At 71.1% G+C, this 13,899-nt stretch carries 14 protein-coding genes; 9 read left to right on the top strand and 5 right to left on the bottom strand.

Annotation, left to right across the window (positions count from 1 at the left end; genetic code table 11):
• Window positions 1-11: 11 nt before the first annotated feature.
• The 6 genes from BLW82_RS24325 (at window position 12) to BLW82_RS24305 (ending at window position 8,752) form a co-directional block, all read left to right on the top strand.
• Complete coding sequence (locus BLW82_RS24325; protein WP_093501733.1) at window positions 12-2,852, top strand: serine hydrolase; 2,841 nt, start codon at window positions 12-14, stop codon at window positions 2,850-2,852.
• 197 nt (window positions 2,853-3,049) lie between these two features.
• Entirely contained in the window at window positions 3,050-4,894 is a 1,845-nt protein-coding gene (locus tag BLW82_RS24320) for an MFS transporter (RefSeq protein ID WP_177233052.1), read from the top strand.
• A gap of 110 nt (window positions 4,895-5,004) precedes the next feature.
• Window positions 5,005-5,862 (top strand): hypothetical protein, encoded by an 858-nt coding sequence (locus BLW82_RS24315; RefSeq protein WP_093501729.1) that lies wholly within the window; start codon window positions 5,005-5,007, stop codon window positions 5,860-5,862.
• A gap of 55 nt (window positions 5,863-5,917) precedes the next feature.
• Entirely contained in the window at window positions 5,918-6,022 is a 105-nt protein-coding gene (locus BLW82_RS46075; protein ID WP_305729053.1) for an LAETG motif-containing sortase-dependent surface protein, read from the top strand.
• 154 nt (window positions 6,023-6,176) lie between these two features.
• Window positions 6,177-6,965, top strand: a complete 789-nt coding sequence (locus tag BLW82_RS24310; protein ID WP_093501727.1) for an SDR family oxidoreductase — start codon at window positions 6,177-6,179, stop codon at window positions 6,963-6,965.
• A 218-nt stretch (window positions 6,966-7,183) separates the two neighbouring features.
• Window positions 7,184-8,752, top strand: coding sequence for a sodium:solute symporter family protein (locus BLW82_RS24305; RefSeq protein WP_093501725.1), 1,569 nt, complete (start codon window positions 7,184-7,186; stop codon window positions 8,750-8,752).
• 17 nt (window positions 8,753-8,769) lie between these two features.
• Here the strand turns inward: BLW82_RS24305 and BLW82_RS24300 are convergent, their stop codons facing one another.
• The 5 genes from BLW82_RS24300 to BLW82_RS24280 form a co-directional block, all read right to left on the bottom strand.
• Window positions 8,770-9,888, bottom strand: a complete 1,119-nt coding sequence (locus BLW82_RS24300; RefSeq protein WP_093508231.1) for an ADP-ribosylglycohydrolase family protein — start codon at window positions 9,886-9,888, stop codon at window positions 8,770-8,772.
• 157 nt (window positions 9,889-10,045) lie between these two features.
• On the bottom strand, window positions 10,046-10,306 hold the full coding sequence (locus tag BLW82_RS24295; RefSeq protein WP_093501723.1) for a hypothetical protein: 261 nt from the start codon (window positions 10,304-10,306) through the stop codon (window positions 10,046-10,048).
• Window positions 10,303-10,650, bottom strand: a complete 348-nt coding sequence (locus BLW82_RS24290) for a DUF6247 family protein (RefSeq protein WP_093501721.1) — start codon at window positions 10,648-10,650, stop codon at window positions 10,303-10,305. The genes BLW82_RS24295 and BLW82_RS24290 overlap by 4 nt, the downstream gene beginning before the upstream one ends.
• Window positions 10,651-10,759: 109 nt before the next feature.
• Window positions 10,760-11,575: a helix-turn-helix domain-containing protein gene (locus BLW82_RS24285; protein ID WP_256215936.1), complete on the bottom strand. Its 816-nt coding sequence runs from the start codon at window positions 11,573-11,575 to the stop codon at window positions 10,760-10,762.
• 227 nt (window positions 11,576-11,802) lie between these two features.
• Window positions 11,803-12,243: an ATP-binding protein gene (locus BLW82_RS24280; protein ID WP_093501717.1), complete on the bottom strand. Its 441-nt coding sequence runs from the start codon at window positions 12,241-12,243 to the stop codon at window positions 11,803-11,805.
• 113 nt (window positions 12,244-12,356) lie between these two features.
• On the opposite strand from BLW82_RS24280, the gene BLW82_RS24275 reads away from it, so the two are divergent.
• From BLW82_RS24275 to BLW82_RS24265, 3 genes are read left to right on the top strand one after another with little or no spacing between them, the layout of a single operon-like run.
• Window positions 12,357-13,169 carry a helix-turn-helix domain-containing protein gene (locus BLW82_RS24275; protein WP_093501715.1) on the top strand — a complete coding sequence of 271 codons (813 nt, stop codon included), beginning with the start codon at window positions 12,357-12,359 and terminating at the stop codon, window positions 13,167-13,169.
• On the top strand, window positions 13,166-13,357 hold the full coding sequence (locus BLW82_RS24270; RefSeq protein ID WP_093501713.1) for a DUF397 domain-containing protein: 192 nt from the start codon (window positions 13,166-13,168) through the stop codon (window positions 13,355-13,357). Before BLW82_RS24275 ends, BLW82_RS24270 begins: the two co-directional genes overlap by 4 nt.
• A 34-nt stretch (window positions 13,358-13,391) precedes the next feature.
• Complete coding sequence (locus BLW82_RS24265) at window positions 13,392-13,766, top strand: nuclear transport factor 2 family protein (protein ID WP_093501711.1); 375 nt, start codon at window positions 13,392-13,394, stop codon at window positions 13,764-13,766.
• The last annotated feature ends 133 nt before the right edge of the window (window positions 13,767-13,899 follow it).

Here is a 13,899-nt window from a genome sequence, read left to right as displayed (position 1 = left end):
GACACTGGTACATGGTTCGGACAGCGCACGGCAGCGTGCGGAGCGTGGAGGAGGCATCGGTGGCGGGCGAGTCCCCCGACAGGTCGAAGCAGCGCGAGTCGTCGGCGGAACCGACGCCGGGGAGCGCGGAGTCGGTTCCCGAAGCACGCGACCCACGACTGGCGGTGGCCGCCGGAAAGGAGACCGCCGGCGGCGTGGACACCGCCACCCGGGTCTTCTCGGTACGGGACCTGAAGACGGCCGAGGAGAACGGCGAGACCGGCGAGACCGGCGAACCGGGCGAGACCGACAAGGACGACGCGAAGCTCCGCGACGCGGTGGCGGCATGGGTCCGCACGGGCGAGCCGGCGGAGGACGCGACGGCCCCTGAGGCGGCCACGGAGGCCGGAGACGGCCCTGAGGCCGCCGCGGGCACCGAGCGGGCGCGGAGGGCCCAGGAGCCCCCGGAGAACGCCGCCAGGACCACTACGGCGCCCGAGGCGACGGCCGAGGACACTCCGGCCGCCCCGGAGCCCACCACCGAACCCCAAGACACCACGCCCCAGCACGAGTCGACGCCCGAGGACACCAAGCCCGAGGGCGAGTCGGCGACGGCCGAGGCCCCGGAGCCCGCCACCGAGCCCGAGGACACCAAGGCCGCCGACAAGCCGGAGGGGGCCGCCGAGCCCAAGGACGCCGCCCCCCGGGACGAGCCGGCAACCTCCGATGAGCCCCAAGGCCCCAAGCCCGAGGGCAAGTCGACGACCCCCGCGGACCCCGAGGACGCCAAGCCCCAAGGCAAGTCGGCGGCTGCCGGCGACCCCGAGGACGCCAAGCCGGCGACCACCGCGGACCCCGCACCGGACGCCAAGCCCCAGGGCAAGTCGGCGGCTGCCGGCGACCCCGAGGACACCACCCCCGAGGACAAGCCCAAGGCAACCGCCGAACCCGAGGACGCCAAGCCGGCGACCGCCGCGGGCTCCGAGGACACCGCACCGGAGGACAAGCCGAAGGCGGCGGACGAGCCCGAGGACGCCAAGCCCGCGACCGCCGCGGACCCCGAGGACACCGCACCGGAGGACAAGCCGAAGGCGGCGGACGAGCCCGAGGACGCCGCGCCCGCCGGCAATTCGGAGGGGGCCGCGGAGCCCGAGGACGCCGCGCCCGCCGATGGGTCCGGGGCGAGTGCCGAACTCGCGGACGCCGACGGCGAGGACGGACCGCAGGGGCCACCCGCACCCGGCGACGATGGCCGCACGGGTGGTGCGGGTGGGAAAGCCGACGGCGGCGACGGCGAAGCCGAGCCCGCCGTCGACCAGCCCACCACCACGCTCAAGGCCCCCCGCCCCCCGCAGGTCGACCAGCCCACCACCACCCTCAAGCTGGGCGGCGGCACGAAGCCCAAGCCCAAGTCCCCCGAGGCCGAGGCCGAGCGCACCAGCAAGTTCGTCGCCCTCAAGTCGGACATCAAGCGGGGCCCGAAGCCGGAGGGCAAACCGGAGGCCAAGCCCGAGCCGGCCTCGACCACCCGCACCACCGTCCTCCCCCAGGTCGGCCCCGAGCGCACCACCCAGCAGCCGCTTCCCCCGAAGCCCCCGCTGGACCTGCTCGCCGAGCTCACCAACACCCCGCCGCCGCCGGAGACCCCGGTCCGCACGCTCTTCCGCCGGGTCAAGATCTGGACGCCGCTCGTCATCGTCCTGCTGATCGTCTTTGCGGTCGTACAGACTCTGCGCCCGCTGCCGCAGCCCACCCTCGACCTCACCGCGAAGGACACGTACACCTTCGACGGCAGCAAGGCGGACATCCCCTGGCCGGCCGACGGGCAGGGCGCCCTCGACGTCCAGGGCATCGGCACGTTCGGCTCCTCCGGCGACCAGAAGCCGGTGCCGATCGCGAGCGTCGCCAAGGTGATGACCGCGTACATCGTGCTGCGCGACCACCCCCTCAAGAGCGGTGCCGCGGGCCCCAAGATAAAGATCGACCAGGCGGCCCAGGACCAGGCGAACGCCGGGCAGGAGTCGACCGTCGACGTGACGGCCGGCGACTCGATCACCCAGCGCGAGGCCCTGGAGTCCATCCTGATCGCCTCGGCGAACAACGTGGCCCGCCTGCTGGCCCGCTGGGACGCCGGCTCCGAGAAGTCGTTCGTGGCGAAGATGAACGCCACCGCGAAGCAGCTCGGGATGACCAACACGACGTACACGGACCCGTCGGGCCTCACGAACTCCACGGTCTCCACGGCCGTGGACCAGGTGAAGCTGGCGAAGGCCGCGATGGCGAGCGAGCCGTCCTTCCGCGAGGTCGCCGCGATGATGTCGTACGACGACTACAAGGGCGTCAACCACGGCAACTGGAACCAGCTGGTCGGCCGGAACAACGTCGTCGGCATCAAGACCGGCACCACCACCTCCGCCCTCGGCAACCTGGTCTTCGCCGCGAAGAAGGACGTGAACGGCGAGACCCGCACCATCATCGGCGCGGTGCTCCGGCAGCCGGCCAGCGCGGCCCCGGACAACAGCATCCTGACCGCCGCCCTCAACGCCGGCGACAAGCTGATCCGGGCGGCCCAGGGCGCGCTGAGGTCGGCGACGATCTACAAGAAGGGCGACGTCGTCGGCTCCGTGGACGACGGCCTGGGCGGCCGTACCCCGGTCGTGGCGACGCAGGACGTCACCGCCGTCGGCTGGTCGGGGCTGCGGGTGAAGCTGTCGTTCGCCGCCGACGAGGTGCCGCACACCGCGAAGGCCGGCACCAAGGTCGGCACCCTCACCGTGGGTGACGGCTCGGGCTCCGCCGTCCAGGTGCCGGTCGCCCTGGCGAAGGACCTGGCCGAGCCCGGGTTCACGAGCAGGCTGACCCACCTCGGCTGACCCATAACCGGCATTCCGTCACCGCACCCCGCTGATGGCGGCCCACCCCAGGGCCCCGCGGCGGGGTGCGTGCTAGCGTCACGAATCGGGGCAGGTCGCCGGTCGCCGGGACACGGCCGCGAACTGGACGGAAAGCGGCCGCCAACACCGTGGAACACGGCCGGGAAGAGAAGACGGGACACGGGGAGTGCCTTCAGGTGGCCACAGCGGAGCCGACACGTGCCGACGATGCCGATCCGGGCCCGGTAGCCGGCCCGCGAATAGCCGTGCCGTCGGCAGCCGCGGACGACACGGAGCGTAAGCCCGCCCGTCGGCTGCTGCGGGCCGCCGAGCCGCTGCGCAGACGGCTGCTGAGCCACCCGGTGCTGTCGGTCACCGCCCTCGCCGGCGTCCTGCACGTCATCTGGCTCTTCACGTTCGCGAACAGCGGCGGGGACCTCGCGGCCCAGGACGCCTGGGCCGAGTTCGTCGGCCGCCACCCCGACTCGGCGTACAACCTCGCCTGGTACGGCGGTATGCACCCGGTGTCGTACAGCGTGGTCTCGCCGTACCTGATGTCGCTGATCGGCGTCCGCACGACGATGATGCTCGCCGGCACGGTCTCGGCCGGGCTGCTGACCCTGCTGCTTATCCGCAGCCGCGCGGTGAAGAACCCCCTGTGGGCCGCGCTCGCCGGGGTGTCCGCGCTGATCTGCAACGCGCTCTCCGGGCGGGTCACCTTCGGGCTCGGCACGATGTTCGCGCTGGCCTCGGTCGGGGCGGTGTTCTGCTGGCCGTACCGCTGGCGGTACAAACGGTGGGCGAAGGCGCTCGTCGCCGCGCCGCTCGCCGCGCTCGCCACCATGGCCTCGCCCGTGGCCGGGCTCTTCGTCGGTCTGGTCGCGGTCGCGCTGTTCCTGCAGAAGCGGCGGCCCGGCGCCTGGGCGCTGGGCCTGGCGCCCGCGGCCGTGGTGGCGGTCTCCGCCTGGCTGTTCCCGTTCTCGGGCACGCAGCCGATGGGCTTCGGCTCGGTGATCATGCCGCTGGCGTACGGCCTGCTCTGCCTCTTCCTGGTGCCGAAGGAGTGGAGGACGGTCCGGCTGACGGCGGCCGTGTACAGCCTCGGCGTGGTGCTGGTGTGGCTGGTCAGCTCGCAGATCGGCTCCAACATCTCGCGGCTGCCGATGCTGTTCGCGGGCGCGACGCTGATCGCGGCCCTGCCGTACACGGTCCCGCGCTCGCGCAAGTACTACACGGTCGTCCTCGCCTTCCTCGGCTTCTGCGGCTGGGTCGGGTTCAAGTCGGTCGACGACATCCTCCACACGACCCCGGCGGCGTCCTGGGCCCGCGAGCTCGCCCCGCTCGTCCACCAGCTCCAGCAGGTCGGCGCCGAGAAGGGCCGCGTCGAGGTGATCCCGGCCCGCTCGCACCGCGAGGCCTCGGCGCTCGCGCCGTACGTCAACCTGGCCCGCGGCTGGAACCGCCAGGCCGACATGGAGCGCAACCCGCTCTTCTACGACGACACCCTCAACTCCGCGAACTACCACGAGTGGCTGCAGCGCTGGGCCGTGCACTTCGTCGTGGTGCCGAAGGACGAGCCGGACGGCGACGGCGGCGAGCGGGAGCTGGCGCTGGTGCGGCGCGGGATGCCGTACCTGAAGCAGGTCTGGGGCGATGCCAACTGGCAGCTGTTCCGGGTGACCGACCCGGTGCCGCTGGCCGAGCCGAACGCGGCGGTGGACAGCGCGGAGCAGGGCGAGCTGACCATCGAGGTGCGCAAGGCCGGGCGGATCCTGATCCGGATCCCCTACTCGCCGTGGCTGAGCATCGTCGACGCGGACGGCAAGAGCCTCAAGGCGCCGCAGGAGACCGAGGCCTCCAAGCACCGGGCCGACGGCGAGCCGAAGACGTACACCAACGTCAACGGCTGCCTGATGGAGACGCCCGAGGACGCCAAGGGGGACAAGTGGACGATGCTGCTGGCCCCGCGGGCCGGGACGTACCGGCTGGCGTCGCCGTACCAGCTGCCACGGGGCACGCCCTGCCCCGACGAGCTGAAGTGACCGGTCCGCGCATCTGACGGGCCGGCCTGATCGGCGGACGAAGTACTCCGGGCGGAGTTGGGCGGGCAGCCCCCTTCCGTATCTGACACATCGTCAGCTAAACCGGACCCATGGCAGACGACGCGACGCACACAGACGAGACCCGCAGTCACCTGTACGCCGAACTGGCCGCCGTCGGCCCCTACGGAGCCGACCTCGGGCACGCGCTCATCACCATGGTCGAGCCGCACCCCGGCCGGGAGCGCGCGTACAACCGCTGGTACGAGGACGACCACTTCATCGCCGGCGCGATGGCCATGCCGTGGATGTACGCGGGGCGCCGCTGGGTCGCCACGCGTGACCTGCAACTGCTGCGCTACCCCGAGAAGTCCGCCGTGGCGCAGCCGGTGACGGCCGGCTGCTACATATCCGTCTACTGGATGACCGCCGGTCGCTACGCCGACCACATGCGATGGACCGTCGGCATCAACAAACGCCTCAACCGCGACCACCGCGTCTTCCAGGACCGTACGCATGTCTTCACGGCCTTCCAGGACCACGCGGCGACGGTCTACCGCGACGGCGACCAGGGCCCTCGCGACATCCACGCCCTCGACCACCCCTACGCCGGTCTCGTCGTCCAGGTCGTCGACGCCGACTCCCCCGACAGGCGCGCGGCGCTGCTCGCCTGGCTGCGCGACGACCACCTCCCGAGACGGCTGGCGGGCTCCCCGGCGGCCATGGTGACCCTCTTCACGCCGACGCCCCTGCCCCTGGACCGCATGACCTACGTCAAGCAGGTCGAGGGGGTCGGAACCCGGCTGACCCTGCTGTGGTTCCTCGACGGCGACCCCCGGGACGGCTGGCGCGAGCACTTCGCGCACCTGGACACGGCGGTGACGGCGTCGGGGCTGGGCGAAGTGCAGTTCGTCGCACCGTTCGTCCCCACGGTGCCCGGGACGGACCGCTACGTGGACGAGTTGCGATGACCTCTCGGGGCCGGACCGGTCGACGTCGCGAGGATTTTGTTCAACTGGCAAAGAATTGAGGCCCCAGTTCTCGACGCCCCTGATCGCCGGCGGCGCCGCCCTGGTGATCGCGCTCGGCGGCGGCACGCTCTTCGCCACCCGCCGGGCCCGCAAGTCCTGATCCTCTCCCGAGGCCACCCCAACATCCGACGGCTCCGCCCCCAGGGCGGAGCCGTCGCCCGTTACGGCCCCGCCGCCCCGGCCCTTCCGCCCTCCCGCCCCCACCCTTACTCTGACGGTCCGTCAGACACAGGTGCGTGAACGGGAGGTCATCGATGTCGCTGCTCACGGGCAAGACCGTCGTCGTCTCGGGAGTCGGCGCCGGGCTCGGACACCAGATCGCCGCGGCCGTCGTACGGGACGGCGGGAACGCGGTGCTGGGTGCGCGGACCGAGGCGAACCTCGCGAAGAGCGCGGCCGGGATCGATCCGGAGGGCACCCGGACCGCGTACCTGCCCACCGACATCACCGACGAGGGCCGGTGCGAGGCGCTGGCCGCGCTGGCCGGGGAGCGGTTCGGCGGGATCGACGCGGTGGTCCATGTCGCCGCCTGGGACTCCTACTTCGGCGGGGTCGAGGACGCCGACTTCGCGACCTGGGCCTCGGTGATCGACGTGAACCTGCTCGGGACGCTGCGGATGACCCGGGCCTGCCTGCCGGCGCTGAAGGCCGCGGGGGGCGGCTCGGTGGTCTTCATCGGCACCCAGTCCGCCGTCGCCGCGCCCTCGCAGGTGAGGCAGGCCGCGTACGCCGCCTCCAAAGGCGCCCTGACCAGCGCGATGTACTCGCTGGCCCGGGAGCTGGGGCCGCACCGGATCCGGGTCAACACCGTGCTGCCGGGCTGGATGTGGGGGCCGCCGGTGCAGGCGTACGTCCAGTTCACCGCGCACACGGAGGGGGTGCCGGAGGACGAGGTGCTGGGCCGGCTGACCGGGCGGATGGCGCTGCCGGAGCTGGCGACGGACGGGGACGTGGCGGACGCGGCGGTGTTCCTGGCGTCGGACCGGGCGCGGGCCATCACCGGCCAGTCGCTGCTGGTCAACGCGGGGGAGCTGATGCACTGAGGGGTCTTTCACGCACCATCGGAGCATTCATACTCGTGAACCAAGGTCAAGAAGGCGAACGATTTTACTGTCCCTTGACCTTACGCCCGCTTGTCGTGCCCGCGTAACGGAACCCACGATGAGCGGGCACTTCGCGGCCTTCCCCGTCCCCACTCCGCTTATGCGAAGTGCCAGCCAGCTGAGCGGAGTTCAGTAGGCGGACCCTGGAAGGGGGGCGCATGAACGGGCTCGACTGGGCTGTGCTCATCGGCTACTTCGGTGTGATGGTCGCGATCGGCGTCTGGTCGCACAAACGCGTGGACAACGTCAGCGACTTCTTCACCGCGGGCGGCAAGATGCCCTGGTGGCTGTCCGGCATCTCGCACCACATGTCGGGCTACAGCGCGGTGATGTTCACCGGGTACGCCGGCATCGCCTACACCTACGGCGTGACGTCGTTCGTCACCTGGTCCTTCCCGATCGCGCTCGGCATCGCGATCGGCTCGAAACTCTTCGCCCCGCGCATCAACCGCCTGCGCTCCCGCCTGCACGTGGCATCCCCCCTCGAATACCTGAAGAACCGGTACAACCTCTCCACCCAGCAGGCGCTGGCCTGGTCCGGCATGCTGCTGAAGATCGTGGACGTGGCGGCGAAGTGGGCGGCGATCGCGACCCTGCTGTCCGTGTTCACCGGGGTGACCCTGAACCAGGGCATCCTGATCACCGGCGCGATCACCGCCGTCTACTGCACGATCGGCGGCCTGTGGGCGGACGCGCTCACCGAGCTGGGCCAGTTCGTCATCCAGCTCCTGGCCGGCGTCTCGATGTTCGTCGCCGTCGTCCTGAAGCTGAACGACAAGGGCATCGGCTTCTTCGACGCCTGGAACGAGCCGGCCCTGCACGGCCACGGCAAGCCGCTGGTCGGCCCCTACGGCACGGTCTTCCTGCTCGCCTTCCTCTTCATCAAGCTCTTCGAGTACAACGGCGGCATGCTCAACCAGGCCCAGCGCTACATGGCGACGGCCGGCCCGAAGGAGGCCGAGCGCGGCGCCCGCCTGTCCGCCGCCCTCTGGCTGGTCTGGCCGGTGGTCCTGTTCTTCCCCATGTGGATGTCGCCGCTCCTGGTGCACGCCCAGAAGCCGGACGGCTCCGACTCCTACGGCCTGATGACCGAACAGCTCCTCCCGCACGGCCTGCTGGGCCTGGTCATCGTCGGCTTCTTCTCCCACACGATGGCGATGTGCTCCTCCGACGCCAACGCGATCGCGGCCGTCTTCACCCGTGACGTGGCCCCGGTCGTCTCGGAGCGGGCGCGGGCGTGGAACGAGCGCTCGGGCCTGATCGCGGCCCGCGTCACCACGGTCGTCTTCCTCGGCCTGTCCATGACGGTGGCCACCCAGATCAACTCCCCCACCTTCAAGGACATCATCACCGTCGTCATCAAGTGGGTGGCCGGCCTGATGGGCCCGATCGCCATCCCGATGATGCTGGGTCTGCTCCGCCCCTTCCGCCGCTCCGGCCCGACGGCCGCGCTCACCAGCTGGGCGGCGGGCCTGTTCGCCTTCTGGCTGGTCAACTACCCGATCAACTGGAACGTCGACGGCGGCGTCCCGCTCCAGTACCAGGTCTCGGTCCCGCTGGCCGTCTCCCTGGTCCTCTACGTCCTCATCGGCTACCTCAAGCCGGAGGACACCCCGGAACGCCTGGCGATCATCGAGAGCGTGAACACGGACGGGGACGGCGCGGCCGCCGCCGTGGTGCCCGCCGGGGCCGGAGCGGGAGCGGGGGAAGGCGTACCGGCACCGTAGCGGTACCGGCCGACGGCTCAGCCACCCCTCGGGTACCGCGCGAGCCACCCAGGAGCGGCACCCGCCGGGTTGTGCAGAGCCGGCCCCTGGGTCATCTCCATCGCGAAGTCGTCGGCGAGTTCGAGGATGGTCTGGCGGCCCTCCAGTTCGGCCACCCAGGCCGGCGGGAGGGCCGTCTCGCCGTGCAGGGCGCCGAGCAGGCCGCCGGTGAGGGCACCGGCCACGGCGGAGGGCCCGGCCTGGTTGACGGCGAGGCTCAGTCCGTGCCGTACGTCCTCCCCCACGAGCGCGCAGTACACGGCCGCGGCGAGCATCCCGTCGGCCGCCCCGTCCCCGGTCAGCTCCTCGACCCGGCCCGGGGAGGGCATCCCCTGCCGTACGGCACCGAGTGCGTGCTGCAACGCGTCGGAGACGGGCTGGTGCCCCGGCCGGGCGGCGAGCAGGGCGAGGGCCTGCTGGACCGAGCCGTCGAGGGACTGGCCGCGCGCCAGTCCGTGCACGATCACCGCGTACGCGCCGGCCGACAGGCAGGCGGTCGGATGCCCGTGCGTCTGCGCCGAGCACTCCACGGCCAGCTGTACGACGAGCTGCGGTTCCCACCCGACCAGCAGCCCGAACGGCGCCGACCGCGCGACGGCCTCCGGCCCCAGGTCATCGGGGTTCTTCGGCGACTCCAGCGTCCCCATCCGCTCGTCGCCGAGCCCGAGCAGCAAGGCCCGGGTCGGCTCCCTGCGCGCGTACAGCCACTCCTCTCTGGCGAGCCACCCGTCCTCCTTCCGCCGCTCGTCCGGCCCCCAGTCCCGCTGGGTGGCCGCCCACCGCAGGTAGGCCCGGTGCAGGTCGGTGGGCGGATGCCAGGCCCCGGTGTCCCTCCTCACCTGTGCTCTTATCAACCCGTCCACGGTGAAGAGGGTCAGCTGCGTGTGATGGGTGACGGTCCCGCGCCGCCCGTACCCGAACCCGAGATCGACCAGCCCCTCGGGCCCGTAGGCCGCCCGTATCTCCTCCAGCGTCAGCCCGTCCACCGGGCCGCCGAGCGCGTCCCCCACGGCCGTACCGATGAGCGTCCCGCGCACCCTGCTCCGGAAGTCCTGCTGCTCGACCCGGCCCCAGACGGCACCCAGCGTCGCACTCACCACCATGACCTCCCCACGGGCACCGTCCGTACATACGAGCGCACAGCACTGTAATCGACCGGGAACGGTCCGTTCAGGGGGCAGTTAGGTATGCGAAGTGTGGGTTGTGTGGTCCCGACTGGTCGCCTTTCGGCCAGGTCGCACAGGGAGAAAGAGGTCAGCCGTACCAGGTGACATTGCAGACGTAGACGCACTCGTGGCGGGGCACCGGCAGGAAACTGATGAAACCCCGCCCACCCAGGATGTCGAATTCACGCAGCCCTCCCTCTCGGTCGAGAGGCCTGCCGACCTTCACGGAGTCCTGTCCCAGCGCAGCCAGCTCGGCTGCGAGGCGCTCCACCTCAGCCAGCACTCCGGGTGGCAGGCCATCCATGACGTACTCGGCACTCGGGTTGTAGTCCCAGGCCCAGTCCGTCACAGCCCGGCCTCCGCCTCAGCCGTCTCCCGGATGGCCTGGATCTCCCTGATGGCGGCCGCCGGGTCCTGCTCGCCCGCGTCCACGATCCGCTCCAGCTCACGCAGGCGGGCGGCACGTTCCGGATGGCGTTGGATCGCCACGAACACCGCCCACGAGTGCACGAAGGCCCGCAGCGGCGCAAGGCTCTGGGTCTGCTGCGCGTTCGTCGTGGCCTCGAAGAGGTGCTGGGTGAGGGCCGGGATCCGGCTCGGGGCGATCCGCGCGACGGCGGCCCGCAGAGCATCCGGGGTGGGCTCGGGCATGGGGATCAGCGGTTCGATCGGGCCGTCGGTCTGGGCACTCACGGTGGCCTCCGGTGCGGGTGGCGCGGTCCTCGTACGGTACCCGGACACCCGACGGGGTGACGCCTTGGCGGCGCCCGTCATCGAGCTCACGGCTCGCGCCTCGTCCTTTCTAGGCGACCGCGCCGACCGCGCGGCAGTCGCGGCACGGCCCCGGCTCCGGTGCGCGGAACGCGCGCTCGCAGCCGTCGCAGGTCTGGAGGGGATCCGGGCGGGACGGTCGGGACGGCGCAGACGCGTCTCTCGGGGCCTGAGCCGGCAGCGGCGGCGGCATCCGACTGGCGAGGCGATGCGCCAGGAAGGCCGCCGGGTGCTTGATCGGGTCCTGCGGCAGGTCGGCCGTGAGTGCGCGTACGACCGCGGTGGGCGGCACGCCCCGCTCCAGCCACACGGACACGGCCGGTGTCAGCCGGTGTACGTCCCGCTCGCTGAGGAGCAGGCGGGAGTCGTACGTGCGGAGCCCGGCAAGCAGGTCAGGGACCTTGCGCGGGGCTCCCTGCGCCTGCGTCGGGACGGGAGTCCTCGGCCGGGCGGCAACGGGCTCCGGGGCCCGCGCCGCCTCGACGACCACCGTGTGCCGCGGCCTGTTGTACGCGACCGTCCGGGTCACGACCTGCCCCGACGGGAGCCGTTCCTTGGTGCGGAGATGGAACCCGTACTTCTCCAGCTCGCGCAGCGCCGCGGCGATCCTGATCTCGCCCTCCGGCAATTGATCGGCCAGCGCCTTGATGCTGACCGGAGCGCCCTCGGGCAGCGACTGGATGTAGCCCCCGATGCCCCTCGCGGTGGAGGACAGCTTCGGGTGCTGGAGCAACTCATTGCTGATCACGGTGAAGTTGCCGTCGAGGCGTTCCTTCACATGGGTGACACCGGAGTGGGAATGCCGGGTCTTCGCGGGCGCGGGCGCGCTAGGCTGCGGGGCAGTCATGGGGGAAGGTTCTCTCTTCCTTGATGATCAGGCCCTCGCAGTGGGATGGCAGTCCCGGCGAGGGCCGAAGTATGTCTGGACTTGTCGCCGCAGACGCTGCCGTACAACTGACCCTCCACGCCAGCCGAGTTCGGCATATTCACTCCGGCGGGTGATCGCCGGGGACGGTAGGGGCGGGTTGGGTTCTTTCCCCGGTTCTTTGGTCTTTGGCGTCGGGAACGACCGGGTCACGGGCCCCCGCGACCCGGTGCCCCCAGCTCCGCCCACACGGTCTTGCAGCCCGCCTGCGCCTCGTCCACGCCCCACCGGTCGGCATATGCCCCGACGATCAGCAGGCCTCGCCCCGATTCCCCGTCGGCGCCGGCCGGATCGTGGAGGCGCGGGACGCGGTCGCCCCGGGCATCGGTCACCTCGATACGGAGCGTGCGGTCGGCGTACAGCCGTAGCCCCAGCCGGAAGTCCCGCCCCGCCACACGCCCGTGCAGCACCGCGTTCGACGCCAGCTCGGCGACGACCTGCGTCGCCGCCTCCGCGAACGGTGACCTCCAGTCGTCGAGTTGGCGTTCGGTGAGCAGCCGCGCCAGTCGGGCACCTCTTCGAGTGGCGGACAGCTGAACCGTGAAGTGGTGTGTCGGGGCGATGACTTGCGGGAGGGATTTCTGGTTCATGTCACCCAGCGTGGTCGCCCGTTCCTACCCTGAACAGCAACGACCCCGGCACAGAGCGTGACTGTATGGATGCCGGTCAGGGTCGTACGGGTCGTACGCCGGAAGGGGCGGGTGTGCAGGACGAGGAGGCCGAGGCCGTACTCAGGGCGGTCGGGCGGCAGATCAAGGTGTGGCGGGAGGCCGCCGGGCTCCGGCAGGGCGAACTCGGCGCCGCCATCGGCTACAGCGAGGAGATGGTGTCGGCCGTGGAGCGTGGCCGGCGCATCCCCAAGCCGGACTTCCTGGAGAAGGCCGACGAGGTGCTGGAGGCGGGCGGGAAGCTCGCGTTCATGAAGGAGGACGTGGAGCGGGCTCGGTATCCGAAGAAGGTTCGGGATCTGGCGAAGTTGGAGGACGAGGCGGTCGAGCTCGGCGCCTACGCCAGCCACAACATGCACGGCCTCCTGCAGACGCAGGAGTACGCGAGAGCGCTGTTCGCCATGCGCCGTCCCGCTTACCCGGAGGATGAGCTCGAACGTCAGGTCGCCGCTCGCATGGCACGCCGCCGCGTCTTCGAGCGGGTTCCACCTCCGCTGCTCACCTTTGTCCAGGAAGAGGTGACACTGCGACGACCGCTCGGAGGCAGAATGGTGCTGCGCCGACAACTCGAACGCCTGCTGGAGCTAGGCAGGTTGAGGAATGTGGAGATCCAGGTGATGCCCACAGACCGCGAGGACCACGCCGGCATGGGCGGACCGATCCGGCTGCTCAAGCTCCAGGACGGCAAGACCGTCGGGCACTCGGAGGCCCAGCTGCACAGTCGTGTGATCAGTGATCCTCGGGAGGTCCAGATCATGGATATGCGCTATGGAATGATCCGGGCGCAGGCTCTCCCGCCACGGGAGTCACTGGCCTTCATCGAGAAAGTGCTGGGAGAAGAAGCATGACCCCCATCGCGCTGGACTGGTTCAAGAGCAGCTACAGCAGCAACGACGGCCCCGACTGCGTCGAGGTCGCCATATCCCCCGCAACCGTCGCCACCGTCCACGTCCGCGATTCCAAGGACAGGGACGGCGCACGGCTCACCTTCACCGACGGCTCGTGGGTCGACTTCCTGGCGTTCGCCCGGCGTTGAGCGCCGTCCGCGGAGCGGCTGGTATGACTGGTGCATGCAGGAAGAGACCGCACAGTCCGCGATCGACACGTTCATCTCCGCCTTCAACGCCTCGGACGACAGTTATGTGACCGCCCTGCTCTCCCAGGCCCTGACCTCGGACGTGGTCTTCTGGGGGCCGCTCGGCCGCAGTGAGGGGATCGAGGCGGTCGAGCGGTTCGTGCTGGACATCCGGCGCCATCCGGCGGGGACCGGGACGATGGTGCGCTGCTCGGCGGTGGACATGCCCGACGAGTGGGCCCGGTACCGGTGGGTCTTCACCACCCCGGACGGCGGCCCCCACCTGGCCGGAACGGACGTCGTGCACCTGCGCCGGAGCCTCATCGACCAGGTCATCGTCTTCGCCGGGGAGATCGGGTCCGCCTCCTGAGCCGTTCAGGGGCGGGTTCGCCGGGCAGGCGGTGTTCACCTGCCGGTGCAGCCACGAGCCCGCGGTGCGGGAGCGGCATGATCGCATCGCCGCGGCCCGAGCCGGGGGCGACACCGTGACCGCTGCCTGTCGC

It is taken from the genome of Streptomyces sp. Ag109_O5-10 (assembly GCF_900105755.1).
In the GTDB taxonomy this organism is placed as follows: domain Bacteria; phylum Actinomycetota; class Actinomycetes; order Streptomycetales; family Streptomycetaceae; genus Streptomyces.
This window is presented reverse-complemented; position numbering and strand designations above follow the sequence as displayed.